Here is a 25,652-nt window from a genome sequence, read left to right on the forward strand (position 1 = left end):
GCGGGGTTCAACCGGCGACGGTGTCGCTCGTCGACGCCTCAAGTCGTTTGTCGCGCGCCCGGCGAATTTTGCGCCGCCAGCGCAGGCGTATCCAGGCATCCCAACCGATCGACGCCAGAACATAGCCGACAACAGCCGAAACCACCGAAATGACGAACAGGCCGGCGACTCCGCCCAGCAGCGCGGGTCCGGCATTCGCGGTGAACCAGTGCCACCATTCGACCAGCGACGCCCCTTCGTCGTACAGGACATAGAGGTCGGCGACATTGGTTCGCAGCCCGAACAGCACATTGCCCAGCCACACCGAAGCGGCAAGGATGAGCGGGGTGGTCAGCGGGTTGGACAGAAAGGTCATCGCCGCGCCGATCGGGATATTGGCACGGAACGGCAAGGCGAGCAGCGCCACGCCCGCAATCTGGACGCCGGGGATCAGGAAGAAGATACCGACGAACAGCCCCAGCGCGGTGCCGCGCCGCACCGACGTGCGGGTGAACCGCCACAAATGGCTGTGCGCGACGCGGTGCGCGAACGGCTTCACGAACCGGCTTTCCAGCAGATCCTCGCGGGTCGGCGAGTTGCGGCGGATCCAGTTCATGACCGCCGCCTTGTCGCGAGGCTCGCCGCCGCTCATCCGCGGTCCTTCAGCAGGCGCTGCTTGTCGCGCTTCCAGTCGCGTTCCTTGATCGACTCGCGCTTGTCGTGCGCCTTCTTGCCCTTGGCGAGCGCGAGTTCGACCTTCGCGCGGCCGCGGCTGTTGAAATAGACCGACAGCGGGACGATCGTCATCCCCTGCCGCATCACCCCGGCGTGCAGCTTGTTGATCTCGCGCCCGTTCAGCAGCAATTTGCGCGGGCGCCGCGGTTCGTGATTGAAGCGGTTGCCGTGGCTGAATTCGGGGATGTTGGCGTTGATCAGCCACACTTCGCCGCCAGTCACCTCGGCATAGCTTTCGGCGATCGTGCCCTCACCGAAGCGCAGCGACTTCACCTCGGTGCCCTGCAGCGCGATCCCCGCCTCGAACACCTGCTCCACGGCATAGTCGAAGCGCGCGCGCCGGTTCTCGGCGACGACCTTTTTCTTGTCGAATTCGGCGGCGGACTGCGGACGGGCCATCGAACGAACCTAGAGGACTCCAGCCGCGACCAGTGCGGCATCGACGGCCGCGCGCGATGCTTCGGACGCCGGAATGATAGGTAAGCGCACTTCGGGCGAAAACCAGTCGTGAATCCGCGACAGCGCATATTTTGCCGGCGCGGGCGAGGAGTCGGAAAACATTGCCTTGTGCAGGCCGAACAGGCGGTCGTGGAGCGCCAGCGCTCCCACCCAGTCGCCTGCGGCGCACGCGGCGGCAAAATCGGCGCAAAGGCGCGGCGCGACATTGGCGGTGACCGAGATGCAGCCGGCGCCGCCGAGCACGGCGTGCGGGAGCCACAGATCGTCGTTGCCGCTGAGCTGGCAGAAGTCCGCGCCGGCCCCCGCGCGATGCTCGGTGACACGCGCCAGATCGCCGCTCGCATCCTTGATCGCCACGACTGTGGGAATTTCGGCCAGCTTGCACATCGTGTCGGCGCTGATGTCGGCGACGGTGCGGCCGGGGACGTTATAGACGACGATCGGCAGGTCGCACGCATCGGCGAGCGCCCGGTAATGCGCGATCATCCCGTCCTGCGACGGCTTGTTGTAATAGGGCGCGACGACCAGCGCCGCCGCGGCGCCGGCTTGCCGGGCATAGCGCATGTGGCGAATTGCCGTCGCGGTGTCGTTCGACCCGCATCCGGCGATCACGGGGACGCGGCCCGCCGCCGCCTCGAGGCAGGCGTCGATCACCTGATAATGTTCTTCAAAGCCGAGCGTCGGGCTTTCGCCCGTCGTGCCGCACGGGACGAGCGCGCTGGTTCCTTCGTCGATCTGCCATTCGACCAGCCGCTTGAACGCCGGCGCATCGAACGCACCGTCGCGAAATGGCGTCACCAAGGCGGGAATCGACCCCGAAAACATGCTCCGCTCCTTTACAAAGACTCCATGCGACCGATAGAATTGGCCGGGGCGCCGCTATTGGACGTCTATTCAGCGCCCCGCAAGGAGTTTGGCACTAAAATGCCCCGCATGATTTCGCTGCCCCGTATTTCCCGCCTGGCGCTCGCGCTGGCCTTGATCGTCCCGGCCACGGCGCATGCAAGCGAACTCACCCCCGAACAGATGGCATGGTATCGTGCCCAGATGGGCCTGGCGGCGCAGTCGGCCACACCGCCCTCGACCAATTCGGTCGGCGACGCGGTGCTCGAATGGCGGCGGCTGACCGCGAGCAACATCGCCTCCTTCGACCAGCTCTCGCGCTTCCTGATGGCCAACCGCGACTGGCCCGATGCCGAGAAACTGCGCGTGCGCGCCGAAAAGGCGATCGCGCTCGACAGCTATGATCCGCAGCGCACCCTCGCCTTCTTCCAGGCCTATCCGCCGCGCACGCCGAGCGGCGATCTCCGGCTCGCGCTCGCGCTCAACGCGACCGGCCGCCGCGACGAGGCCAACGTCGCCGCGCGTCGCGCGTGGACCGGCGGGATCATCGACGACATGGAGGTCAGCCGCGCGTTGGGCTTCTTCTCCGGCGCCTTCAGCCCGGCCGACCATGACGCGCGGATGGACCGGCTGCTGTGGACCGGCTCGACGATCGCGGCGGGTCGACAACTTTCCTATACCTCGCCCGAGAAGCGCGCGATCTTCGCCGCCCGGCTGGCGATGCGCAGCGGCGCGGTCGATGCGGCGCTCCAGTCGGCGGCGGTCGAGAGCGCCAATCCCGCGCTGCTCCGCACCGACGCGGGCTATATCACCGACAAGGCGACGTGGCTGCGCAAGGGCGGCCGCGTCGGCGAGGCGCGCGCGCTGCTCGCCGCGCCGCGCGCGCTCGCCAAGGCGCCGACCGATACCGAGGAATGGCTCGAAACATTGCTCACCAACGCGCGGGCAGCCGATGCCGCGGGCGACAAGCAGACCGCCTTCAATATCGCGAAGCAGATCGACGACAGCTTCGCTCCCGGCGTGGTGATCCGCGAGGCGCCGCTCAGCGTGCGCGACGATTATACGTCGCTTGCCTGGCTCGCGGGCCAGCTCGCCTTCAAGGATCTGCGCCGTCCGGCGGAGGCGGTGCGCCTGTACCGCGCCTATGGCGAGGCGGCGCGTTCGGCGCAGACGCGCACCAAGGGCTTCTACTGGGCCGGCCGCGCCGCGCTGGCCGCGGGCGACCGCGACACCGCGAACCGCTATTTCGCGGATGCTGCCGAGCATTATGACCAATTCTACGGCCAGCTCTCGCTCGAACGCCTCAACCGGCCACAGCCCAGGCCAAAGCCCGAACCGACGATCCAGGTCAGCAGCGACCAGAAGCGCGCGTTCGAGGACGACCGGCTGGTCCGCGCGGCGCGCGCCCTGGGCGAGATCGGCGCATGGCGCGAACAGTCGCAGTTCCTGCGCGCGCTCGCCCAGCGCGCGTCCTCGCCCGCCGACCATGTGCTCGCGGGCCAGCTCGCCTCGTCGATCGGGCGCCCCGACCTGGGGGTGATGATCGGCCGCAGTGCGCAGGCGAACAGCCTCGACGCGGTCGAGGTGTCGGGCTTCCCGACGGTGCGGGTGCCCTCCGGCCATGAGAGCAACTGGACCTTCATCCATGCGATCACCCGGCAGGAAAGCCAGTTCGACCGGCAGGCGATCAGTCACGCCGGAGCGCGCGGCATGATGCAGCTGATGCCGGGGACGGCGCGCGAGGTCGCGGGCAAGCTTGGCCTCGCTTATGATGCGGGGTCGCTGACCGCCGACACCAATTACAACATGACGCTCGGATCGACCTATTTCCAGCAGATGCTGAGCTATTTCGGCGGCAGCTATCCGCTCGCGGTCGCGGCGTACAATGCGGGGCCCGGCAATGTGAACAAATGGCTGCGCGCCAATGGCGATCCGCGCGGCGGCGCGATCGACATGGTCGACTGGATCGAGGCGATCCCGATCTTCGAGACGCGCAACTATGTCCAGCGCGTACTCGAGAACGCCGTCGTTTACGACACGCTCCGCGACGGGCGCAGCGTGCCCAGGGCGCCGCTGAGCTTCTACCTCGGCAAGCGCGATCCCGGCTGATCCCGATGGCGGGGGAGAAGACCAATATCATCAGCCCGGCGGGCTTCGCCGCGCTGCGCGCCGAATATGACGCGCTGTTTGCAGAGGAACGGCCGAAGCTGGTCGAGACGATCAGCTGGGCGGCGGGCAATGGCGACCGCAGCGAGAATGGCGACTATATCTATGGCCGCAAGCGGCTGCGCGAGATCGACCGGCGCCTGTCCTTTCTCGCGCGGCGGATGAAGGCGGCGCGCGTCGTCGATCCGGCGGCGCAGCCCGACAAGAGCCGCATCTGGTTCGGCGCGACGGTCGAGCTGGCCGACGACGATGACGCGCGGCGCATCGTCACGCTGGTTGGCGACGACGAGGCCGAGGCCGGCGACGGCCGGATCGGCTGGAACAGCCCGCTCGCCCGTGCGCTGCGCGGCGCGGCGGTCGGCGATCTTCGCACCGTACAGCTTCCCGCCGGGCCGAAGGAATGGGAGGTTATGGCGGTCACCTACCCCTGACCATCACTCGCCGATCCCGGCGATCAGGTCGCGCTGGTCCTTCCGGAGTTCGGGCAGGTCGCGCGCCAGCTTCGCCCAGAAGATCGCCTCCTTCGGATCGGCCGCGACGCCATCGCCCTTCGCATAGGCCCAGGCGAGGATCGCGCGCGATCCCGCGAAACCCGCGCGCGCGCCGACTCCGCAATCCTCGATCGCGTCTTTCAGCGTCTTGTCGGCGAAATGCGCCTCGCAAAGCCAGTGGCTGCCCTCGGGATTCCCTGCATCGGCGATCGCGCGCAGGCGCTTCAGGTTCGCGTCGCGCGTGGTTGCGAAATAGGTGAGCGCAAAGATCGCAGCGGGATGTCCCTTTTCGGCCGCCTCGGCATAGAGCGCCTGCGAGCGCACGAAATCGGGCGGGCCGAAGGTGCCCGAGGCCAGACGATAGGCGAGATGTGTCTTGGCTTTCGAAAAACCGGCGTTCGACGACGCGATATAAAGGTCGTAGGCGCGCTTGACGTCGGCGGGCGTCGGATCATTCTCGAGCAGCAGATAGGCAAGCTCCTGCTGCCCCGCGGGAAAACCCTGCGCCGCCGATTGTTCGAGGTAGGCGCGCGCCCGCGGCACGTCCTTCTTCACCCCGACGCCAAGCGAGAACATATAGCCTGCGAGATGCTGCGCGAGCGGATCGCCGCCATCGGCGAGGCCGATCAGTTCGGCGGCGGGATGGTGCAACAGCACATCGGCAACGATGATCGGCTCATCCTCGATCGCAAGCCGGTCGAGCGAAATATCGGCGAGCGCGCCCGGCTTCGCGGCACCGCGCGCGATCGGCGGCGGCCCCGGCGGCGCGGCGAAGGCCCCGAGCCTGGGACCCGACCTCGCGCTTGCGGGCACCTCCGGCGGCGCGACGAGATAATAATCGTCGAACCAGCTCCCATAGTGGAACGGCTGCTGCGGCCCCAGCTCCATGCCATAGGTGCGCTTGTAAACATCGCGCGACACGACCTTGAAATAATCGGAGATTTCGAGCCCCGGAATGCCGAGTTCCGCGACCACCGCCGCGGCGAACGGACTGACCGGCGAACCCACCGGCGCGAAGTCGAGCGCGGGGCGGCCCTTCGCGGTCGAATAGAAGACCGCGCCCTGCCCGATGTCGAGCAGGCCGAGCGGCGCCGATCCCGCCTCGCCCTTCGCCACGTCGGCATCCTCGATCCGCACCACCGGGTCGGGCGTGCGGCAGGCATCGACGAACAGCAGCGTGAAGGCGCCCGGCGGCACCACGCGTTTCACCAGCGCCTCGATCGACAGATAGCGTTTCTCGACATCGGCGCGGCGGGTCGCGGGCGGCGCCTCCACCGGCACCAGCCAGTTGCGGCCGCCATATTCGAAGCCGTGGCCGGCGTAATAGAGGATCACCGACTTCGCGCCCTTCGCTTCGTCGGCGAATTTCGCGAGCGCCGCGTCGAGCCCGGCCTTGTCGGCGTTGTTGACGACGCGCGGCGAAATGCCCGCTTTCGCCATCGCATCGCACACATAACCGATGTCGTTGACCGCATTCTTGAGCGACGGCCATTCCCAGTCGTTATAGGCGCTGTTGCCGATCAGCAGCGCGACGCGATCGCCCTTTAGCGGTGCGGCGCCGCAGGTTGCGGACGGCTGCGCCGACGCCGCGGGAACGAGCCCTCCTGCCAGAGCGAGCGCCGCCGCCAGTGCCGCCCGATATCGCCAACGCACCATGTCCGTTTTTCCCATCCCGGCAAATCGCGAAAGCGCAGAAAACCGCGAAACTTCACTCGCAATTCGCACCCCTTGCGCCCCGGCAGGGCTCCTGCCCGCACCCGTCGACGCGACCACGGAAGCAAGGGTAGGTCAGCCGAATAATGTAGGAAAGCCCAAATCATGTCGAACTGTGCGCCGCATCACCCCGCGTCGCTGGACGATCCGCTAGGCGATGCTAGTCTGATCACGAAGGAGACGGAGATGACGCCAAGCCTGGCCCTGATGACCGCGTTGCTGCTCGGCGGAACCGCGCACGCGACGCCGCCGCCCGAACCGAGACCGCCGGTTTCCGACGAGACATTGCGGGACGGGCTCGAAACCGGCGACGAAATCGAGGCGCGCGTCGATGGCGACCTCAACGGCGACGGCGACCCCGATACGGCGTTCGTGGTCGCAAGCCCCGATGCGCGGACACTCCATGTCCTCCTGAGCTATCGCACCGAGGTCGACTTCGGACATGATCCCGCGGGCATCGCCCGACTGGCGACCGACCCGCTCGGGCCCGCCGATCTGTCGATCGGCAAGGGCGTCCTCGTGGTGAAAGACCTGACCGGAGGCACGACGGCGCTGGCCTCGACCTATCGCTTCCGCGCCGACAAGGCGAAGGCTCCTCCCAGGATGCGGCTGATCGGGCTCGACGCCACGCTCTACAGCCGGACCTGGGCGCATGACGGCAGCGAGATGAGCTGGAACCTGCTGACCGGCGATGTCATCGCCACGAAAATGAAACTGGTCGGCAGCGGCGAAAGCGCCAGCTATGACAAATCGGCCTCCAGGCGGTTCAAGCGGCCGGTTACGGTTACCTACATGGAAGACACGCCGGACGCCGAAGAGGCGCTCGACCGGGCGATGCAGGGCAAATAGCGCGCGGCTATTTCAGCAGCGCCGGCACGATCCACACCGCGGACAGCACCATCACGGCAAGGAGCAGCGAAATCGCGAGGACGTAGCGCACGCCATGTTCCTTCACCCCGCCGCTCGCTTCGGTCTCGGTCACCTCGACATGGTCATCGACGACTTGCATGGTTCGTCTCCCTTCTGGTCCGCATCAAACGCGGCCCCTCTGCGCGCGGTTCCCGCGCATCGAACGGGGAGAGTGAGCCAGAGGGTCTGTAAGCCGGGTTCTGTCCACCCCTTTTGACGGGGGATGGGCGATCATTCCTCTAGGCGGCCGGTTGCCCGGACGCTCAAGCAGTCAACCCGGACGGCGGGGCCGGAACCAGCCCTGAGTTTCCTCTTGCCATCCCTATTCGACCTTGCTCCCGGTGGGGTTTGCCGTGCCGCGTCCGTTACCGTCCGCGCGGTGCGCTCTTACCGCACCCTTTCACCTTTCGCCGGGCCGAAGCCGTTGGCGGTCTGCTCTCTGTGGCACTTTCCCTTGCTCCGGTTGCCCGAAGCCGCCGGACGTTATCCGGCACCGTGGTTTCCGTGGAGCCCGGACTTTCCTCCCCCGCTTGCGCGGCGGCGATCGCCCGACCCTCTGGCTGAGGGCCAGTATAGCGCGAATTGAGGGGCATTGCGAGGGATTGTGCGGAAGGGCTGTTTTGGGGTGGCTTCCAGAAGGAACTATCCTCCCTGTCGCGAAGCGATGGGGAGGGGGACCGCCGCCATAGGCGGTGGTGGAGGGGCGGCAACGTCGCGCCATCGCCCCTCCGCCAGCGCTTCGCGCTGCCACCTCCCCATGGCTACGCCACAGGGAGGAATTCCGTGGCAGCATCCGGTCGCAACCCGCCGGTCAACCGCCCTCGGGCTGCGGCAGCAGCAGCGCGAGCAGGATCGCGCGGCATTCGCCGTCGATCGTCCCGTCGATCAGCTCGGGCCGGAAACGGCGCTGGAAGGCGACCGTCGCCGCGAAGCCGTCGGTCACGTCATAACCGAAGCGTTCGAGCGCGAGCAGGAAGCCCGCGTCGGTCCACAGCGGATCGGTGAGCTTCTTGGTCGGGCGCGGCAGCGCAAGACGGCGGCGCGCGAGTTCCTCCCACGGAAAAAGCTCACCGGGATCCTGCTTGCGCGTTGGCGCGATGTCCGAATGGCCGACTACATTGCCGCGGGTGATCGAATGGCGATCCTTGATCATATGCACGAGGCGAACGACCGAGGCGACCTGCGGATCGGGAAAGGGCACATAGCCGAATTCGTGCCCCGGATTGACGATCTCGATCCCGACGCTCGCCGAATTGATGTCGCTGACCCCGCGCCAGTGCGATTTTCCGGCGTGCCAGGCGCGCTTCTCCTCGGGCACCATGTGCGTGATCTGCCCGTCCTCGCTGACGACATAGTGCGCCGATACCTTGGCCTCGGGATCCGCAAGCCGATCAAGGGCTTCGGCGCCGGTCTTCATACCGGTATAGTGCAGGACGATCATCGATACGGGCAGCGAGCGCTCGTCGAAATTGGGAGACCAGCGTTCGATAAAATCGCTCATGCGTGTCGCGGTCCGTCCTAGCCCAGCCCTGCGCTTCGCTTGCGCCACCAAGGCGCAAAAAGCAAGGTCAGGCAGCGATCGAGGGCGCGATGCCGGGGCGGCGCACCTGCTGGTCGGCGGGCTCGTACAAGCCGCGAAGCCGGGGACTCGCGACGAACTGGTCGGTCTGGCCGAGCACCGTCTCGCCCGCACCGAGGACAAGGAAGCTTTGCGGCGCCGCCATCGCGCGCAGTTTTGCGAACGCCTTTTTCCGCATGTCGGCCGAAAAATAGAGCAGGAGATTGCGGCAGAAGATCAGGTCGGCGGTGCCCGCCAGCGGCGGACGGTCGGTAAGCATATTCTGCACCGAGAAATCGATCCGGCGACGCAGGTCGGCCTTGGCGAGCCACCCCGCCTCGGTCTGGTCGAACCAGCGCACCATGCGCTGGACCGGCAGCCCGCGCTGGATCTCGAACTGGCTATAGAGGCCGACGCGCGCGCGGCCGATCGCATGATAGCTGACGTCGGTACCGACGATATCGATCTGCCAGCCCGCCCATTTCCTGTCCTGCTCGGCAAGCAGCATCGCCATCGAATAGGCTTCCTGCCCCGTCGAGACGCCGCAATGCCAGATGGTGAGCCGCCGCTGGCGCGCGTTGATCTGCCGCAGATGTTCCAACGCATTGGAAGCTATATCGTCGAACACGCTATGTTCACGATAAAAATAGGTTTCGTTATTGAGCATCGCATCGACGGTATCGTCGAGCAGCTGGCGGCTGTTCGAGGTGACGAGCGCCGCGACGAGCGCGTCGAGGTCGGCGATCCCGTGACGCTGCATCACCGGCTTCAGCGACATTTCGATCCGCCAGATGCGGTTCGGCGACAGCGTCTGGCCGGTCCTCGATTCGAGCACGCCCATCAGCACGCGATAGGCGGACTCGCTCGCCGAGCCGCCCATCATGACGCGCGGCGTCCGGCGAGGAAGCTGCCGAGCATTAGCGCGATCGCGTCGGGGTTGAGCGTCGCGGTCGCAAGCCCCGCCTTGGCGACAGCGCCGGGCATCCCCCAGATCACGCAGCTTTCGGGCGCCTGCGCGAAGATCGTGCCACCCGCCGATTTCAGCCGCTCGGCGCCGTTCGCGCCGTCGCGGCCCATGCCGCTGAGCACCACCGCCACCCCGCCCTTGCCGTAAACCTCGGCGACCGACGCGAGCATAGGATCGGCCGAGGGGCAGCAGCCGTTTTCGACCGGCCGGCGATCGAGCGCGATTTCCCGGCGCGCGCCGTTCGCGACAACCATCAGATGGGCGTCGCCGGGCGCCAGATAGATGCGGTTCGCCTCGACCGCCATGCCCGCCGCGGCCACGCACACCTTGCGTCCGGTCATCGTCGCGATCTGCTTGGCGTAGAATTCCATGAAGGCGTCGGGCAGGTGCTGGGTCAGCAGGATCGGCGCGGTGACGCGCGGGTCGAGGTGGGTGATAAAATTGGCGAACGCCGGAATTCCGCCGGTCGACGCCGCGACCGCGATGCATTCGAGCGACTGGTCGGCATCGACCACGACCGGTGCGGGGGGCACGGGCGGGCGATAGGCGATACGCGTCGCGGCGGGAGCCTGAAGCTGGCCGAGCGAGAGGATGCGTTCGGTGAGCACCTCGGCGAAGCGCCCCGAAAAGCTGCCGCGTCCGGGCTTGGCAAGTGTGTCGCTGGCGCCGAGCGCGAGCGCCTCGATCGCGGCGGGGCCGCCTTCGACGCAGTTCGACGAAAGGATCAGCACGCGCGCATTGGCGGCGCGCTCCAATATGTGCGGCAACGCGTCGATGCCGTTCATCCCCGGCATTTCGATGTCGAGCACCACGACGTCGACCGGCTCCGACGCAAGGAACGCCAGCGCATCATGCGCCGAGGCGACCGAGGCGCAGACCTGAAGCCCCGGGGTGCCGTCGACGATGCGCTCGAGGATGGACCGGACGACAAGGCTGTCGTCGACCAGCATCACGCGGACACGGCGACCGACGACTGGGAGATTGTCTCCCGCCGGGTTTGACATCAGGGGGGCAGGCCGTCCCATCGCCGCCGACTCACGCCACGCCGACGAGCTGCAGCTTTCCTTCGAGCGTTTCGCGGTCGAACGGCTTCATCACATATTCGTCCGCCCCCGCCTCGATCGCGGCGCGGATATGGTCGATGCTGTTCTCGGTCGTGCAGAAGACGACGCGCGGCCGTTCGTCGAAGCCATAGTCGAGGTCGTTGAACGCGGTGAGGAATTCCATGCCGCTCATCACCGGCATGTTCCAGTCGAGCAGAATCACGTCGGGACGGTTCGCGCGGCAAAAGGTCAGCGCCTCCTGCCCGTCGGCGGCCTCGTCGACAGAAAATTCCATCGATTCAAGAATATGCCGGGCGACCTTACGGATGACTTTGCTGTCATCGACGACCAGACAAGACTTCGACATTAGGACCTCCGCACCCCGGTTTCGCGCCATGCTAACCTGAAGGAGTATTCAGCTAGTTAACTTATGCCGCGCGCTGGGCGGGCAAGGTTATGAAATGCGACGGATCGACGACGAGGAGCGAATGCCCCTCATGCTCGATCATCGCATCGGCGACGCGGGCCCAGCCGGGCATCAGCTTCCCGGCGATCCGCGTTTCGGGCGCGTCGATGAAGCAGACATCCTCGATCTCGTCGGCGAGCAGCGCATAGCCATGTTCGGCGACATCGACGACGACGACGCGCTGACCGGGCGCCACCGGCACCGACGGCAGGCCGACGACGACATGCGGGTCGATCAGCGTGAAGACGCGGCTGCGCAGCGCGAACAGCCCCGCGACATGCGGCGGCGCGGCGGGCACCTCGACCGGCGTGCCGACGGTGACGACCGAATTGATCGCCCGGCTGCGCAGCGCGACGCGCGTGTCGGCGATCCGCGCGACAAGGTAGAGCTTGTCCATCATGCGCCCGCTCCCCCGATCCGGCGACGCAGCGCATCGAGCAGCGCGCCACGGTCATAGCGATAGACGGTCTCGTCATCGGGTCCGGCCGCCGCCGCCGAGGCGCGGAGCCGGATCACCGGCACGTCGCCGTCACCGGCCCGCGCCGCGCCCTCGTCGGTCAGGCACAGCATGACGTCGGCGGTTTCGCCGGAGGTTTCGGCAACGACGCGATACCCCGCGCTCTGCAGGATCGGGGCCAGGAAATTGTCGCCCCAGCCGTCGTGATCGTCGGCAATGCGGCAAATGGGTTGGCGCACGGCGGGCGCGACCGCGCCGCGCGCATATTGCTCCATCAGCCAGAAGGGATCGACCAGCTCGACCGGATCGCCCGCGACGAGCGCGATGCCCGCGATCAGCCCCGGCGCCGTGGCGGGCTGGACCATCTCGGGCAGGCGGACGATGTCGACCACCTCCTCGATCGGATAGCAAAGCACCATCTGCCCGTCGTTGAGGCGCAGCAGCTTGAGCGTGCCATGACCCTCGGGAAGTTTCGCCGCGTGAACGGGAAAGATGTCGTCGCCGATCTGCGCCTGGATCCGCCCCGCGCTCTCGAACAGCGCGAGCGCCGGCACTTCCTCGACGCGCTCGATCACCGACAGGCGGATGCCGCGTGTGCGGCCTCCGATATCGCGGAACAACAAGAGCTGCTCGGCGTTGCGCGCGGCGGCCGCGGCGGCCTCGGCCTCGACCGCGTGATCGAGGCTGCGGCCCGCCTCGGACGCATCGATCGCGGCGGCGGCCAGAATGCCCTGCACGTCGAGCAGCAGCACCGGGCGCCCGTTGTCGGGCAATGTGGTGCCGGCATAGAGGCCGGTCGCCATGATCATCGGCGCGGCGGGCTTGATCACCAGTTCCTCATGATCGTGGATCGCCGCGACGCTGAGGGCATAGCTCTGCCCCTGTCCCGGCCGGACGAGCACGAGCGCGCGATCCTCGACATCGTCGCGGTGATCGCGCGTGCGGCCGAGAATGGTCTCGAGGCGGAGCAACGGGAATTGCTCGCCGCGCACGGTCACGATTTCGCCGCCGCCAAGGCGTTCGATGCGGACGGTATCGCTCGTTTCGAGCAGGATTTCGCGCACCGCGCCGCGCGGGATGGCGAAATATTGCCCCGCCGCGCGGACCATCAGGCCCGAGATGATCGTCAGCGTCATCGGCACGCGCAGCACGACGGCAAGCCCCCTGCCCTCGTCGTTGCGCAGCTCGACGAGGCCGCCGATCTTCTCGACATTCGCCTTGACGATATCCATGCCGACGCCGCGCCCCGAGATCGCGGTGATCTTGGCGGCGGTCGAAAAGCCGGGGCGAAAGATGAGCTCGAGCTTTTCGCGGGGCGTCAGCGCGCGCGCGTCGGCCGCCGACAGGATGCGCGCCGAGATCGCATTTTGCACCAGCGCGTCGGGCGACAGGCCGCGGCCGTCGTCGCGCACCTCGATCTCGATCTGGTTGCCCGACTGCCGCGCCGAGACCGCGATGGTCGCGGTTACGTCCTTGCCCGCCGCGACGCGCCCGTCGAGCGCCTCGACCCCGTGGTCGATCGCGTTGCGCACGATGTGGATCAGCGGGTCGCGGATATTCTCCATCATCTCGCGGTCGAGCTCGACCTCGCCGCCGCTGGTCGCAAAGCGGATCTTCTTGCCGAGATCGTGCGCGAGGTCGCGAACGATGCGTGGCAGCGGCGCGAACAATTTGTCGATGCGCTGCATCCGCATCTGGCTGACCGACTGGCGCATTCCCGCGATCGAGTCGGACAGGCGGTCGAACGCCCCGATCAGCGCCGGATCGGCACCCGATTCGCGGAGCATTCGCGCGAATTCGTTGCGCGCGAGGACGATGTCGGTGACCCCGGTCATCACGCTGTCGAGCAGCGGCAGCGGAACACGGATCGAGCGCCAGCCCTGCAAGTCGGTGACGATGTCGTCGTCACGGCGAAGCTGGATTTCGGCGGGTTCCGCCGGGGCTTCGGGCGCGTCCTCCGTCACGGCGAGCGCACCGATCACGTCGCCGTCGTCGCCCGCCGGTTCGGCGCCCCTGCTGCCGAGCGTAGCGCAGAGCTGCGACAGCCGGTCGACGATGCCGAGCACGCCGGTGACGAGCGCGGCGTTGGCCGGGCGGTTGCCGCGGCGGACCTGATCGAGCGCATCCTCGGCGGCGTGCGCCAGCGCGGTGACGCGCGGCAAGGCAAGGAATCCCGAGCTGCCCTTGATCGTGTGGACGAGACGGAAAATCGCGTCGAGCTGCGCCCGGTCGGCGGGGTCCGCCTCCCACGCGACCAGCGCCCCGCCGGCTTCGGCAAGGATTTCAGCCGTTTCGGCCAGAAAATCGTTCAGCAGGTCGTCCATTGCGGTGTCGGTGCGCCCCAAAATCCCGGGCTCACCATTGCCGGACAATGGTTAATGGAGGGTTTGTTTATGGGAGAATGTGCAAGGAAATTGCACCGCTCCGCGAGCGCGATCAGCGGCCCTTGAGCACCGCGCCGACCAGCAGCGAGGTCGGCGTCTCGCGCGCCAGCATCACCGTGCCGCCATTCTGCTTCGCCACCGCCTGCACGAGCACCGCGGGCGCGGTGCGCGAGGTCATCGCGCTGGCGTCCTCGCCTTCGGCGAGGATGCGTTCGACATCGGTGTCGAGGAAGATGCGCTCGGCCTCGACGTGCAGCGCAATCTCGATCCCATCTCCCTGATTTTCGCAGCCGATATCGAGCCGGCCGCCGCGCACCAGCGCATCGACGAGGAGGAGCGACAGGTTGAGGATGATCTTCACCGCCGGCTTGGGCAGCGGATCGGTCCCGATCATCCAGTTGAGGTCGATCGCGCGGTCGCCGATGATGCCCTGGATCGCCGACTTCGCCTCGTCGGCGGGAACCAGCTCGCCGAAGCCGCCCGCCGACCCGAACGCAAGGCGAAAGAATTTGAGCTTGTTCGCCGAAGTCCGGGCGCTCTGTTCGAGCAGTTCGATGCAACGCGCGCGCATCTCCGGGTCTTTTTCGTCGGCCAGCAGTTCGAGCCCGTTGGCGAAGGCGCCGACCGGGCTCAAGAGATCGTGGCACAGCCGCGAGGCCAGCATGGACGCGAAATCGACGCGGTCGTCGGACATGGATCACTCCCCGCAGACCGGACCTTTCCGGCTCGCGCCTGCTCCCTAAGGCAGGGACATGGTTAAGGGCAAGGGGCATCCCCTTCACCTTGAAATTCGGCGCCCCGCTCCCATATCGCGAGCAATGTTGGGGGACGACGAAATACTGACCGTGACGCTGGCAGACAGCGCCGCCGGGCTACGGCTCGACCGGGCGCTGGCGGAGGCGCTCCCCGATTTTTCGCGCGAGCGATTGAAGACGCTGATCAAGGGCGGCCGGGTTTCGGACGCATCGGGCGCGGTGCTGTGGGATCCGTCAGCGAAGGCCGCGCCTGCGACGCTCGCGGTCCGTCTGCCCGCCCCCGCCCCGGCGCATAACATCGCGCAGGACATGGGGCTCGTCATCGCCTTTGAGGACGAGCATCTGATCGTCGTCGACAAGCCCGCGGGGATGGTCGTTCATCCCGCCGCGGGCAATCTCGACGGGACGATGGTCAACGCGCTGCTCCACCATTGCGCGGGACAATTGTCGGGGGTCGGCGGCGTCGCGCGTCCCGGCATCGTCCACCGCATCGACAAGGATACCAGCGGGCTGATCGTCGCCGCGAAGCACGACAAAGCGCACGAAGGCCTCGCGAAGCAGTTCGCGGCGCACAGCATCGACCGCCGCTACCTGGCCCTCGCGACCGGCCGCCCGATCCCGCCGCACGGCACCGTCAACGCGGCGCTCGGGCGGTCGGGCACCAACCGCAAGAAGATGGCGGTGGTGGCCGAAGGGCGCGGCAAGCGTGCGATCACCCACTACCGGACGATCGAGCCGCTGCGGAATGCGACATTGGTCGAATGCCGGCTGGAAACCGGCCGCACGCATCAGGTGCGCGTCCATATGGCGCATATCGGCCATCCGCTGGTCGGCGACCCGGTCTATGGCCGCGCCAAAAAGCCGCTGTCGGACACATTAAAAGCCCGTAATTTTACCCGTCAGGCGTTGCACGCGGCGCATTTGGGCTTTATTCATCCGGTGACCGGTAACAGCATCGCGCTCGACAGCGAACTCCCAGCGGACATGCGGGAACTGATCGATGAACTGCGCGTTTAAGTTTCGAATGAAAATCTATTTTGACCGCCGGACCCAACCGGGGCAGAATGATTTCAGGTTTTAGGGAAGACACTCTCCATGGCTAACAAAAGCAATGTTCCGGCAGTGGTGCCCGCGCTCGGCGGTGAGGCGAGCCTGAACCGCTATCTGGCCGAAATCCGCAAATTTCCGCTGCTGACGCCCGAGCAGGAATATATGCTCGCGAAACGCTTTCAGGAGCATGGCGACAATGAAGCGGCGGCGCAGCTCGTCACCAGCCACCTCCGCCTCGTCGCGAAGATCGCGATGGGCTATCGCGGCTATGGCCTGCCGGTCAGCGAGCTGATCAGCGAGGGCAACATCGGCCTGATGCAGGGGGTGAAGAAATTCGACCCCGAACGCGGCTTCCGCCTTGCCACTTATGCGATGTGGTGGATCCGCGCCTCGATCCAGGAATTCATCCTGCGGTCGTGGAGCCTCGTGAAGATGGGCACCACCGCGGCGCAGAAAAAGCTGTTCTTCAATCTGCGCCGGATGAAAAACAGCCTCGACGCGTTCGAGGACGGCGACCTCAGCCCCGAGCATGTGGCGAAGATCGCCAAGGATCTGGGCGTCACCGAGGACGAGGTCGTCAGCATGAACCGCCGCATGGCGATGGGCGGCGACACCTCGCTCAATGTCCCGATGGGCGAGGACGGCGACAGCCAGTGGCAGGACCTGCTCGGCGACGAGGGGCCGCTGCAGGACGAGCGCGTGGCCGAGGCCGAGGAACGCGACGTGCGGCACGAGCTGCTGACCGAAGCGCTGGCGACGCTCAACGAGCGCGAACGCCATATCCTGACCGAACGCCGCCTGACCGACGATCCGAAGACGCTCGAGGATCTGAGCCAGGTCTATGACGTCAGCCGCGAACGTGTGCGCCAGATCGAAGTGCGCGCCTTCGAGAAGCTGCAGAAGGCGATGCTCAAGCTGGCGGGCGACCGTCGGCTGGTCAGCGCCTAAGACCGCGAAGCTCGGGTGCCGTAACGCCGGGCCCGTCCCGGCCGAGGAGTCACGTCATGCGTATCCTTCCCCTTGTCCTGTCAGCGCTCGCGCTTTCGGTTCCCGTCACCGCCGCCGAAGCCCCGGCGAGGGTGACGGTGACGTTGGCGAATTTCAGCTTCACCCCTGACGACCTGCACCTTCATGCTGGCGAGGCGGTGACGATCCATTTCGTCAACGAAGGTTCGGGCGGGCACGATTTCACGGCGGAGGAATTTTTCGCCGCGGCGACGATGGATGCCGCCAACCGCGCGCGCGTCGGCGGCACCAAGGGCCGCGTGTCGCTCGGCAAGGGCGAGAGCAGCGACGTGACGCTGGTCCCGAAGGCTGGCACTTACAAGGTGCATTGCTCGCACTTCGGGCATACGGCGCTCGGCATGACGGGCAAGATCACCGTCGACTGACGACCGTACTCCTTGTCACGGGCGGCAAATCGGGCGACGATCATTTTCTGCATCCTGCCGCTTGCCTGACCGACGCGAGCGATTAGTTTGCGCGCCATGCCAACAAAGTCCCGCGCGAAGGCGCGCAAGCTCCCCTGGTATCTGCGGCCGCTCAAATGGCTGCTCTGGTTCATCGCGATCTCGGTCGTCTGGGTGCTGATCTATGCCGTCGTGCCGCCGCCGGTGACGATCACGATGCTGACCGACGGCAACGGCATCACCAAGGACTGGACCAGCCTTTCCCATATCGACCGCAACATGGTGCGCGCCGCGATCGCCGCGGAGGACGGCAAATTCTGCAGCCACGACGGCTTCGACCGCGAGGCGATCGAACAGGCGATCGAGCGCAACGCCAAGGGCAAGCGGATGCGCGGCGGGTCGACGATCAGCCAGCAGACCGCGAAGAATGTCTTCCTGTGGCAGGGCAGCGGCTGGACGCGCTATATCCGCAAGGTGCCCGAGGTGTGGTTCACCTTCCTGATCGAGACGATCTGGGGCAAGCGGCGGATCATGGAGGTGTATCTCAACGTCGCCGAGACGGGGCTTGGCACCTATGGCGTCGAGGCGGGGGCGCAGCGCTATTTCAAGCATGGCGCCGGCAAGCTGACCCCGCAGGAGGCGGCGCGCATCGCCGCGATCCTGCCGCTGCCCAAGAAGCGCGAGGCGGTGAGCCCGTCGGGCTTCACGCGACGCTATGGCAATTCGATCCGCGCGCGGATCGGCATCGTACGGCGCGATGGGCTGGACGCGTGTGTTTATAAGTAGGGGCAAATCAAACATGGCCATCAAATGCTAGACCGCTTGTCCCTGATCGCCCTGGCGCTGGCCTCGGCCGCCGACGCGGCTCAGGCTCAGGCACCGCTGGCACCCTCGTCATCGTGGAACGTCGATTATGCGGAATCCGAATGTCGGCTTTCGCGGACGTTCGGCCCCGCCGACGACACCACCACGCTGCGGATTATCCGCGGTGCCAGTTTGAAGGCCGTGGAATATACGCTCGCCGGCAAGTCGCTCAAAATCAGAGACTGGAATTATAACGTGCTGTTACGGCTTGGCCCCGACGGCACGTCGCATAAGTTGCCGGTCCTCTGGTATCGCCTTCCTACAGGCGAAGGCGCGCTTCAGATCATCGGCGAGAATGAACTAAGACCTGCGGAAATCGCATCGACACGTACGCTGTCGGTCGAACTCGACGGCGCCGAGCCGCTCCAACTGGCGGTCGGCAGTCTCGACAAGCCGTTCGCCGCGCTCAATGCCTGTTACGATGACCTTTTGACCAGTTGGGGCATCGATCCGACGAAGGTCCGCGATCTCAAAACCGCTGCGCGGCCCCTTAATATGCAGTCCTGGAGCATTTTCGAGAACATCTGGGCGAGCGATGCGGCCAAGGGCAGCAAGTGGATGACGATACGGCTCGACGTAAACGAGATTGGCAAGGCCCAGACCTGCAAGACGCTGGCTTCGAGCGGATCGGCAGAGCTGGACGCAAAGATCTGTGCGGCCGCCATCAAGAAAGCGCGCTTCGTTCCGGCAGCTTCCGCATCGGGAGAGAAGGTCGGCGCACCCTTTGTACTGCGAATCCAGATGCGCGAATAAGGGGCCGGGTTACGCCGGCTTCCAGCTCTTCCGCTCTTCGGCCTGTTTGAGCACCTCGAACGCCGCCTGACCTGCCGCGAAGCGCTTCGCGGCTTCGGCATCGCCCGGGTTCACGTCAGGATGGCATTCCTTCGCATAGGCGCGCCACGCCTTTTTCGTCGCGTCGAAATCGGCGTCGGGGTCGAGGCCGAGGAGTTCGAGCGCGCGCATCTCGTCGGCGCTGCGGCTGCCGTCGCCCGATCCGCCCCACGCATAATGCTGGGCGCGGGCATAGCTGCGCGCGCCGGCCGCCTCTTCGGCGGCGCGCGCCGCGGCGTCTTCGGCCGACAGGCCGGCGAAATAGTCCCAGCCGCGGTTATATTCGGCCGCATGCGTTTCGCAGAAATACCAGCGTTCGGGGCTGTTGGGCGATTTGGGCGCGGGACAGTTGCCGGGGTTGGTGCAGCCATGACGGTCGCAAAGGCGCACCTTCTGCGTCTCGCGCGACGAGCCATAGGGGCGCCAGCGGGGAAAACCCCAGTCGTCGGATCTCTTGGCGCGGCTCATTCCACCCCATGTAGCAACGGGGGCGCCGATTGGCTAGGCGGGGCGGCCCGAAAAGCTAGTCTTTGGGCGAATAACCGAACGCCTTGTGCGCGAGCTTGACCACCGCGGGGTCGAGATCGGGCGGGGTCATCGGCACCGCCGCCTCCAGCGTCTCGACGACGTGCGTCATCGCGGCGATGCGCGCCGCCTTCTTGTTGTTGCCGTCGATGACCGTCCACGGCGCCCAGCGCGTGTCGGTCTGCTGGAACATATCCTCCATCGCCGCCAGATATTGCTTGCGCTTCGAACGGTTGCGATAGTCGTCGACGCCGGTCTTCCACCGCTTCCACGGATCGTTCAGCCGGTCGGCGAAGCGTTTGTCCTGTTCCTCTTGCGTGACGTGGACGAACAGCTTGACCAGATTGGTGCGGCTGCCGGTCAACTGCGCCTCGAACTCGTTGATCTCGTCATAGCCCTTGCGCCACTCGGCCTCGGTCGCATAGCCCTCGACGCGCTCGACGAGGACGCGGCCGTACCAGCTGCGGTCGAAGATCGATATTTCGCGGTTTCCCGGCAGCCGCTTCCAGAAACGCCACAGAAAATGCCGCGCCTTTTCCTCTTCGTTCGGCGCCGCGATCGGCCACACCTCGAAATAGCGCGGGTCGAGCGACGCGGTCAGCCGCTGGATGATGCCGCCCTTCCCCGCCGCGTCCCAGCCCTCGAACATGATGACGCTGCGCTGGCCGTGGGTGATATGCGCCGCCTGCAACCGTTCGAGCCGCGCCTCGAGCAGCGCGACGTCCCTGGCGTAATCGCCCGCATATTTAGCGCCGGTTTCATAGTCGGAGAGCTGGATGGTCATCGCGCTATCCTAGCTGGCACCCCTCGCCCGACCAAGCGCGCGTTTTGTCCGGTTCCGGCACAGAAGCGCTATCTGACGCCCATCAGCCGCTTGCGCGCGTCCCAGTCGGCGAGCGCGCGGCGGTTCCGGTCGATCCGCGCGATTCCTTCGCCGATATCGCGGTTCTTCGATCCCAGCCGTTGCGCCTGGTCGTACCAGTCGACCGCGGCGGCGAAATCGCCGCGCATCTCGGCGCAGAGGCCGAGATTGAAGGCGAGCGCGGCGGTCGGCTCGGCGTCGCGCGTCAGGCCCGCCCATGTTTCGCAGGCCGCGGCGGGATCGCTCTTGGTCAGGCGGATCGCCTCCTTGAAGGCCTCGGCCGCGGGCTTGCCCAGCCCCTTGCGATTCTCGTCGACGCGGACGGCGACAGCATAGGCGGCGGGAGCGAGATCGCGGCGGATCGCCTGCACCTGATCCTCCTGCGCCCATTCGATATAGTCGTCGGCGGTGCGCGACGCGGCGCGGTCGGGGCACCAGGTCTGCTGGTCGCGGGCGCTCAGCGGGCGCGTATAGCGGATCGAGCCGTCCTTGATCGCGACCAGCCGCGCGGTGGTCGCGACGGTGATCGTACGGCGGCGGCACCGGATGTCGACCTCGACCTCCTTCACGCACTTCTTCGTGTCGGCCGGATCATATTCGGTGCATTTCTTGCGCTTCTCGATGACCGGCACCTCGTCGACGCTGGCGCGCGTCGTGCCCGTGAGCAGGCCGTCGACCGGCGCGCCCGATTCCGGGGCGACGATGCGGAAATAGCTATGCCCGTCGAACCGGGCTTCCCCCAGCGCGGCTTCCAGATGCTGCGCGACCGCTGCGCCGTCCGCGCCCTCGAAGCGTTCGACGGCGATGCGCAGCAGGTCGTTGACATTTGCCGACGCCGGGTCGCTGCCGGCGATGGGCAACGTCTCGGCCACCGCCGGAATCGCAAGAGACAGGGCTGTCGCAGCCAACAACGCACGCAGCATGAATCACCCCCCGATGGTCGCCCCCGGCGTGGGCTATCGCAGCCCCGTGGGACTGTCAAAGCGCGGTTGCGATCAGGTCCGCGATCCGCCGCGGCGCTTCCATGGGGATGAAATGGCTGAGCTCGGCCCATTGCTCGTCGCGCACCGAACCCAGCTGCGCGCCAAGCCCCGGCCACGACGGGCTCACCGAGAAATCGAGATTGTTCGCGCGCTCGCCGCTTTTCGCCCGGATGACGGTCGACGGCGCGGCGATGCGGCCGAGCCAAGCATAGGGATCGGTGCGCGCGGCGCCGAGGTAAACCGATGCTTCGAGCCGCGGCGGGCAGGCGAGCTCCCATCCCTCTCCGTCGGCGGCGGGGAGCAGGCCGTATCGGCAGTAGTCGGCAAGGACTTCAGGCTGCCAATGAGCATAGGGCGGTCGCTCTGCAAAGCTTGCCAGCATCGCCTCCCAACCGACCCAGCGGTTGCGGCGACGCGCGACAGGATGTTCGGACGGATCGGGGACCGGCTCGCCCGCGGCGTGCGCGTAGAAGACCGGATCCATGATCACCGGGTCGATCAGGAAGATGTGCCGGAACGCGTCGGGGCGCTCTGCCGCGAGGCGGCTCAGCACATAGCTGCCCATGCTGTGCCCGCAGCCGACGAGCGGGGTACCGGCGAAGCGATCGACCAGCGGCAGCAGCGCATCGGAGGTCGCCGCCCAGTCGGACAGCGAGGCGGGCTTGAAGCTGCGCCCATGGCCGCGGTGATCGGGCGCGATAACATGGGTGCCAGCGGGAAGCGCGGCGACCACCTGATCCCATAGCCGCGCGTGAAAGCCTGTCGCGTGGAGCAGGAGGAGCGAAGGCCCCTCGCCGCGCCGACCCCATTCGAACCAGCAGATTTCGCCTTCCGGCGTCGCCTGCCGGTGCTCGCGGGGCTGTTCCATTCAGATCGTCATCCCGGCGCGACCCGGAATCTCGCCATCTCGTTCCGCCGCAGCGGCGAGATCCCGGCCTGCGCCGGGATGATGAGAAAAGCGAGACCGGCCGTTATCCAAGAATCAGTTCTTCGGACCATCCACAAGGCGGATATGCAGCTCCTTGAGCTGCTTTTCGCTGACCGGCGCGGGGGCGCCCATCATCAGATCCTCGGCCTTCTGCGTCATCGGGAAGACAATCACTTCGCGGATGTTCGGCTCGTCGGCGAGCAGCATCACGATGCGGTCGACGCCGGGCGCCGAACCGCCGTGCGGCGGGGCGCCGAATTTGAAAGCGTTGATCATGCCCGCAAAGTTCGTGTCGACGTCCTGCTGGCTGTAACCGGCGATCTCGAACGCCTTGTACATGATGTCGGGGCGATGGTTCCGGATCGCGCCCGACGACAGTTCGACGCCGTTGCAGACGATGTCATACTGATAGGCGAGGATATCGAGCGGATCCTTGGTCGTCAGCGCCTCCATCTCGCCCTGCGGCATCGAGAAGGGGTTGTGGCTGAAATCGATCTTGCCGGTCTCTTCGTCGGCCTCGAACATCGGGAAATCGACGATCCAGCAGAATTCGAAGCGGCTCTTGTCGATGAGGCCCAGCTGTTCGGCGACGCGCGTGCGGGCAAGACCGGCGAGCTTCGCGGCCTTCGCCTCGACGCCCGCGGCGAAGAAGATGCCGTCGTTCGGGCCGAGGCCCATCGCGTCGGCGATCGCCTTCATGCCCTCCTGGCCGTGGTTGTTGGCGATCGGGCCGCCGAACACGCCGTCCTTCTGCGTCGCATAGCCGAGGCCGGGGAAACCTTCCGACTGCGCCCAGCTGTTCATCTCGTCGAAGAATTTGCGGCTCTTCTCGTGCGTTTCGGGGGCGGCGACGGCGCGGACGACCTGCCCTTCCTCGACCATCGACGCGAAGCGGCCGAAGCCCGAGCCCTTGAAGAAATCGCCCACGTCATGGACGAGCAGCGGGTTGCGCAGATCGGGCTTGTCGCTGCCGTACTTCAGCATCGACTCGCGGTACGGGATGCGCTTGAACGGCAGCGGCGACACGGTGCGCCCCTTGCCGTCGAAGTCGGCGAATTCCTCGAACACACCGTGCAGGACGGGCTCGATCGCGGCGAAGACGTCGTCCTGCGTGACGAAGCTCATCTCGAAATCGAGCTGGTAGAATTCGCCGGGCGAGCGGTCGGCGCGCGCGTCCTCGTCGCGGAAGCAGGGCGCGATCTGGAAATAGCGGTCGAAGCCCGCGACCATCAGCAGCTGCTTGAACATCTGCGGCGCCTGCGGCAGCGCATAGAATTTGCCGGGATGGACGCGGCTGGGGACCAGATAGTCGCGCGCGCCCTCGGGGCTGCTCGCGGTCAGGATCGGCGTCTGGAACTCGGTGAAGCCCTGGTCGATCATCCGGCGGCGCAGCGACGAAATCACGTTCGAGCGCAGCACGATATTCTTGTGCAGCCGTTCGCGGCGCAGGTCGAGGAAGCGGTTGGTGAGGCGGATTTCCTCGGGATAGTCGGCCTCGCCGAACACCGGCAGCGGCAGGCGCTCGGCAGCCGACTGGACCGTCACCGCGGTCGGATAGATCTCGATCTCGCCGGTCGCCAGCTTCGGGTTGAGCGTCTCGGGCGAGCGCGCCGCGACCTTGCCGGTAAAGGTCAGGACGGACTCGGGGCCGACGCCATTGACCGTGGGATAAAGGTCCGAGCCGGTCTCCACCACGATCTGGGTAATGCCATAATGGTCGCGAAGGTCGACGAAGAGCACGTTCGCATGCTCGCGCGTCCGGTGCACCCAGCCCGAAAGGCGGACGTCCTCGCCAACGTTGGCGGCGCGAAGATCGGCGCAAGTGTGGGTACGATAGGCGTGCATTGTGATCGTCTTTCAAATGTCAGGAGAGGCGCGCCGGAAAACGCCCCGATATGGCCGCGCCTAAGGCAATGCGGCGCACGATTTGTCAAGGGTCGAGGGCGGATTCGCCCTCTTCGTGTCTCCGGTTCATCCGCAGTAAATTTTCCTGCCCGCTTCGTCAAAGTCGCGGTATAGGCCGGACATGCAAATCCATCCGCTTATCGAAACCAGTGCCGCACTCGCCGAATTTGTCGACCTCATCAAGGGCAGCGATTTCATCGCCGTCGACACCGAATTCATGCGCGAAAACACCTTCTGGCCCGAACTGTGCCTGATCCAGGTCGCGGACAGCGACCATGCCGCCGCGATCGATCCGATGGCGCCGGGAATGGACCTGCAGCCCCTGCTCGACCTGATGGTCGACAATGAGGACATATTGAAGGTCTTCCACGCGGGCGGGCAGGATGTCGAAATCATCTTCAACCTGACCGGGAAGACCCCGCACCCGATCTTCGATACGCAGATCGGCCAGATGGCGCTGGGGCAGGCCGAACAGGTCGGTTATTCGAACCTGGTCGAGGCGTGGATCGGCCTGCAACTCGACAAGGGCGCGCGCTTCACCGACTGGAGCCGCCGCCCGCTCGACAAGCGCCAGATCGACTATGCGATCGGCGATGTGACGCATCTCGCGAAAATCTTTCCGATGATGCTCAAGAAGCTGGTCAAGACGGGCCGCGGCCACTGGCTCGACGAGGAGATGGAAAAGCTCGCCGACCCCGCCAACTACACCCTCGATCCCGAAAAGGCATGGCAGCGGATCAAGGTGCCGACGCGCAAGCCCGAGGTGCTGGGGCGACTGAAATCGCTCGCGGCGTGGCGCGAGCGCGAGGCGCGCAACAAGAACCTGCCACGCGGCCGCATCGTCAAGGACGAGACGCTCGCCGACCTTGCCGCGCATCCGCCCAAGGCGCAGGAAGGCCTTGGCAGTGTGCGCGGGCTGTCGGCGACGTGGAAGTCGAACGATATCGGCGGCCGGCTGATGGATGCGATCGCCGCTGCGAAACCCCTGGCGAAAGAGGACATGCCCGACCGCGCCGCGCGCGGACCGGGGCTTGGCAAGGAGGGCGCTCTCGTCGCCGACCTGCTGAAGCTCCTCCTCAAGATTCGCGCGCGCGAACTCAACGTCGCCGCCCGGCTGATCGCGCGCAGCGACGATCTGGAAGCGCTCGCCGCGAACGGACGCAGCGAGGACATCCCGATGATGCAGGGCTGGCGCTACGACGTGTTCGGTCATGCCGCGCTCGACCTCGTCGAGGGGCGGATGGGGTTCGCCGTCAAGAACGGCAAGCTGGTGATGAGCGAAATCGACACTGCGACCGCGAGCGAGGTCTAGGTCACCGACTCATTATGCCGCAACCAAATCCTGATTGATGCGAGCTGGATGGAAGCGA

Annotated in this window: 26 protein-coding genes and 1 other RNA gene; 9 read left to right on the plus strand and 18 right to left on the minus strand. The window is 66.4% G+C overall.

Translation table 11 applies throughout. The features are described 5' to 3' along the window. Positions 1-7: 7 nt before the first annotated feature. The 3 genes from J1N50_RS06815 to dapA are packed head-to-tail and all read right to left on the minus strand — an operon-like array spanning position 8 to position 1,998. Positions 8-595 carry a DUF2062 domain-containing protein gene (locus tag J1N50_RS06815; RefSeq protein WP_343227849.1) on the minus strand — a complete coding sequence of 196 codons (588 nt, stop codon included), beginning with the start codon at positions 593-595 and terminating at the stop codon, positions 8-10. Positions 596-627: 32 nt separating this feature from the next. Continuing rightward, positions 628-1,113: an SsrA-binding protein SmpB gene (smpB, locus tag J1N50_RS06820; RefSeq protein WP_058457447.1), complete on the minus strand. Its 486-nt coding sequence runs from the start codon at positions 1,111-1,113 to the stop codon at positions 628-630. A 9-nt stretch (positions 1,114-1,122) separates the two neighbouring features. Then, complete coding sequence (gene dapA, locus J1N50_RS06825) at positions 1,123-1,998, minus strand: 4-hydroxy-tetrahydrodipicolinate synthase (protein WP_215351568.1); 876 nt, start codon at positions 1,996-1,998, stop codon at positions 1,123-1,125. A 99-nt stretch (positions 1,999-2,097) separates the two neighbouring features. Between dapA and J1N50_RS06830 the strand changes: the two genes are divergently transcribed. Beyond that, complete coding sequence (locus tag J1N50_RS06830; RefSeq protein WP_215351571.1) at positions 2,098-4,125, plus strand: lytic transglycosylase domain-containing protein; 2,028 nt, start codon at positions 2,098-2,100, stop codon at positions 4,123-4,125. A gap of 5 nt (positions 4,126-4,130) precedes the next feature. Continuing rightward, positions 4,131-4,613: a transcription elongation factor GreB gene (greB, locus tag J1N50_RS06835; RefSeq protein ID WP_215351575.1), complete on the plus strand. Its 483-nt coding sequence runs from the start codon at positions 4,131-4,133 to the stop codon at positions 4,611-4,613. Positions 4,614-4,616: 3 nt separating this feature from the next. Here the strand turns inward: greB and J1N50_RS06840 are convergent, their stop codons facing one another. Further along, positions 4,617-6,329, minus strand: a complete 1,713-nt coding sequence (locus tag J1N50_RS06840; RefSeq protein WP_215351578.1) for a caspase family protein — start codon at positions 6,327-6,329, stop codon at positions 4,617-4,619. 243 nt (positions 6,330-6,572) lie between these two features. Between J1N50_RS06840 and J1N50_RS06845 the strand changes: the two genes are divergently transcribed. Next, entirely contained in the window at positions 6,573-7,235 is a 663-nt protein-coding gene (locus tag J1N50_RS06845; protein ID WP_215351580.1) for a hypothetical protein, read from the plus strand. A 7-nt stretch (positions 7,236-7,242) separates the two neighbouring features. Here the strand turns inward: J1N50_RS06845 and J1N50_RS06850 are convergent, their stop codons facing one another. From J1N50_RS06850 to J1N50_RS06890, 9 genes are all read right to left on the minus strand, one after another. After that, positions 7,243-7,395, minus strand: coding sequence for a hypothetical protein (locus J1N50_RS06850; RefSeq protein ID WP_215351583.1), 153 nt, complete (start codon positions 7,393-7,395; stop codon positions 7,243-7,245). A gap of 73 nt (positions 7,396-7,468) precedes the next feature. Continuing rightward, an RNA gene (rnpB, locus tag J1N50_RS06855) (RNase P RNA component class A) lies at positions 7,469-7,855 on the minus strand. A gap of 251 nt (positions 7,856-8,106) precedes the next feature. Further along, complete coding sequence (locus J1N50_RS06860; protein WP_215351587.1) at positions 8,107-8,796, minus strand: N-acetylmuramoyl-L-alanine amidase; 690 nt, start codon at positions 8,794-8,796, stop codon at positions 8,107-8,109. 67 nt (positions 8,797-8,863) lie between these two features. Then, the gene (locus J1N50_RS06865; RefSeq protein WP_215351590.1) at positions 8,864-9,736 is read right to left on the minus strand and encodes a CheR family methyltransferase; all 873 of its coding nucleotides are present in this window, start codon (positions 9,734-9,736) and stop codon (positions 8,864-8,866) included. After that, a complete protein-coding gene (gene cheB / locus J1N50_RS06870) occupies positions 9,733-10,845 on the minus strand; it encodes a chemotaxis-specific protein-glutamate methyltransferase CheB (RefSeq protein ID WP_246553190.1) in 1,113 nt (370 codons plus the stop codon). The genes J1N50_RS06865 and cheB overlap by 4 nt, the downstream gene beginning before the upstream one ends. A gap of 10 nt (positions 10,846-10,855) precedes the next feature. Continuing rightward, positions 10,856-11,230 carry a response regulator gene (locus tag J1N50_RS06875; RefSeq protein WP_058454428.1) on the minus strand — a complete coding sequence of 125 codons (375 nt, stop codon included), beginning with the start codon at positions 11,228-11,230 and terminating at the stop codon, positions 10,856-10,858. 61 nt (positions 11,231-11,291) lie between these two features. Continuing rightward, positions 11,292-11,729, minus strand: a complete 438-nt coding sequence (locus J1N50_RS06880; RefSeq protein WP_215351594.1) for a chemotaxis protein CheW — start codon at positions 11,727-11,729, stop codon at positions 11,292-11,294. Further along, the gene (locus J1N50_RS06885) at positions 11,726-14,131 is read right to left on the minus strand and encodes a chemotaxis protein CheA (protein WP_246553191.1); all 2,406 of its coding nucleotides are present in this window, start codon (positions 14,129-14,131) and stop codon (positions 11,726-11,728) included. Before J1N50_RS06885 ends, J1N50_RS06880 begins: the two co-directional genes overlap by 4 nt. Positions 14,132-14,222: 91 nt before the next feature. Continuing rightward, a complete protein-coding gene (locus J1N50_RS06890; RefSeq protein WP_215351598.1) occupies positions 14,223-14,864 on the minus strand; it encodes a histidine phosphotransferase family protein in 642 nt (213 codons plus the stop codon). 124 nt (positions 14,865-14,988) lie between these two features. On the opposite strand from J1N50_RS06890, the gene J1N50_RS06895 reads away from it, so the two are divergent. The 5 genes from J1N50_RS06895 (at position 14,989) to J1N50_RS06915 (ending at position 19,001) form a co-directional block, all read left to right on the plus strand. Further along, a complete protein-coding gene (locus tag J1N50_RS06895) occupies positions 14,989-15,942 on the plus strand; it encodes an RluA family pseudouridine synthase (RefSeq protein WP_215351601.1) in 954 nt (317 codons plus the stop codon). 78 nt (positions 15,943-16,020) lie between these two features. After that, positions 16,021-16,923, plus strand: coding sequence for an RNA polymerase sigma factor RpoH (gene rpoH / locus J1N50_RS06900; protein ID WP_215351604.1), 903 nt, complete (start codon positions 16,021-16,023; stop codon positions 16,921-16,923). A gap of 56 nt (positions 16,924-16,979) precedes the next feature. Beyond that, positions 16,980-17,366, plus strand: coding sequence for a cupredoxin domain-containing protein (locus J1N50_RS06905; protein ID WP_215351607.1), 387 nt, complete (start codon positions 16,980-16,982; stop codon positions 17,364-17,366). A 96-nt stretch (positions 17,367-17,462) separates the two neighbouring features. After that, entirely contained in the window at positions 17,463-18,170 is a 708-nt protein-coding gene (gene mtgA / locus J1N50_RS06910; RefSeq protein ID WP_215351610.1) for a monofunctional biosynthetic peptidoglycan transglycosylase, read from the plus strand. Positions 18,171-18,206: 36 nt separating this feature from the next. Continuing rightward, the gene (locus tag J1N50_RS06915; RefSeq protein ID WP_215351612.1) at positions 18,207-19,001 is read left to right on the plus strand and encodes an energy transducer TonB family protein; all 795 of its coding nucleotides are present in this window, start codon (positions 18,207-18,209) and stop codon (positions 18,999-19,001) included. Positions 19,002-19,010: 9 nt separating this feature from the next. Here the strand turns inward: J1N50_RS06915 and J1N50_RS06920 are convergent, their stop codons facing one another. From J1N50_RS06920 to aspS, 5 genes are all read right to left on the minus strand, one after another. Next, positions 19,011-19,547: a J domain-containing protein gene (locus tag J1N50_RS06920; protein ID WP_215351617.1), complete on the minus strand. Its 537-nt coding sequence runs from the start codon at positions 19,545-19,547 to the stop codon at positions 19,011-19,013. Between the two features lie 55 nt (positions 19,548-19,602). Next, the gene (locus J1N50_RS06925) at positions 19,603-20,388 is read right to left on the minus strand and encodes a polyphosphate kinase 2 family protein (RefSeq protein ID WP_215351620.1); all 786 of its coding nucleotides are present in this window, start codon (positions 20,386-20,388) and stop codon (positions 19,603-19,605) included. Positions 20,389-20,456: 68 nt separating this feature from the next. After that, positions 20,457-21,389, minus strand: a complete 933-nt coding sequence (locus tag J1N50_RS06930; protein WP_215351623.1) for a hypothetical protein — start codon at positions 21,387-21,389, stop codon at positions 20,457-20,459. 55 nt (positions 21,390-21,444) lie between these two features. Further along, positions 21,445-22,317: an alpha/beta fold hydrolase gene (locus J1N50_RS06935; RefSeq protein WP_215351626.1), complete on the minus strand. Its 873-nt coding sequence runs from the start codon at positions 22,315-22,317 to the stop codon at positions 21,445-21,447. 114 nt (positions 22,318-22,431) lie between these two features. Continuing rightward, positions 22,432-24,222 (minus strand): aspartate--tRNA ligase, encoded by a 1,791-nt coding sequence (aspS, locus tag J1N50_RS06940; RefSeq protein WP_215351629.1) that lies wholly within the window; start codon positions 24,220-24,222, stop codon positions 22,432-22,434. A 181-nt stretch (positions 24,223-24,403) separates the two neighbouring features. Here aspS and rnd point away from each other — a divergent pair, with 181 nt between their 5' ends. Next, positions 24,404-25,594 carry a ribonuclease D gene (rnd, locus tag J1N50_RS06945; protein ID WP_215351632.1) on the plus strand — a complete coding sequence of 397 codons (1,191 nt, stop codon included), beginning with the start codon at positions 24,404-24,406 and terminating at the stop codon, positions 25,592-25,594. The last annotated feature ends 58 nt before the right edge of the window (positions 25,595-25,652 follow it).

Origin of the sequence: Sphingopyxis soli, from assembly GCF_018682675.1 — a bacterium.
Classification (GTDB): Bacteria; Pseudomonadota; Alphaproteobacteria; order Sphingomonadales; family Sphingomonadaceae; genus Sphingopyxis; species Sphingopyxis soli.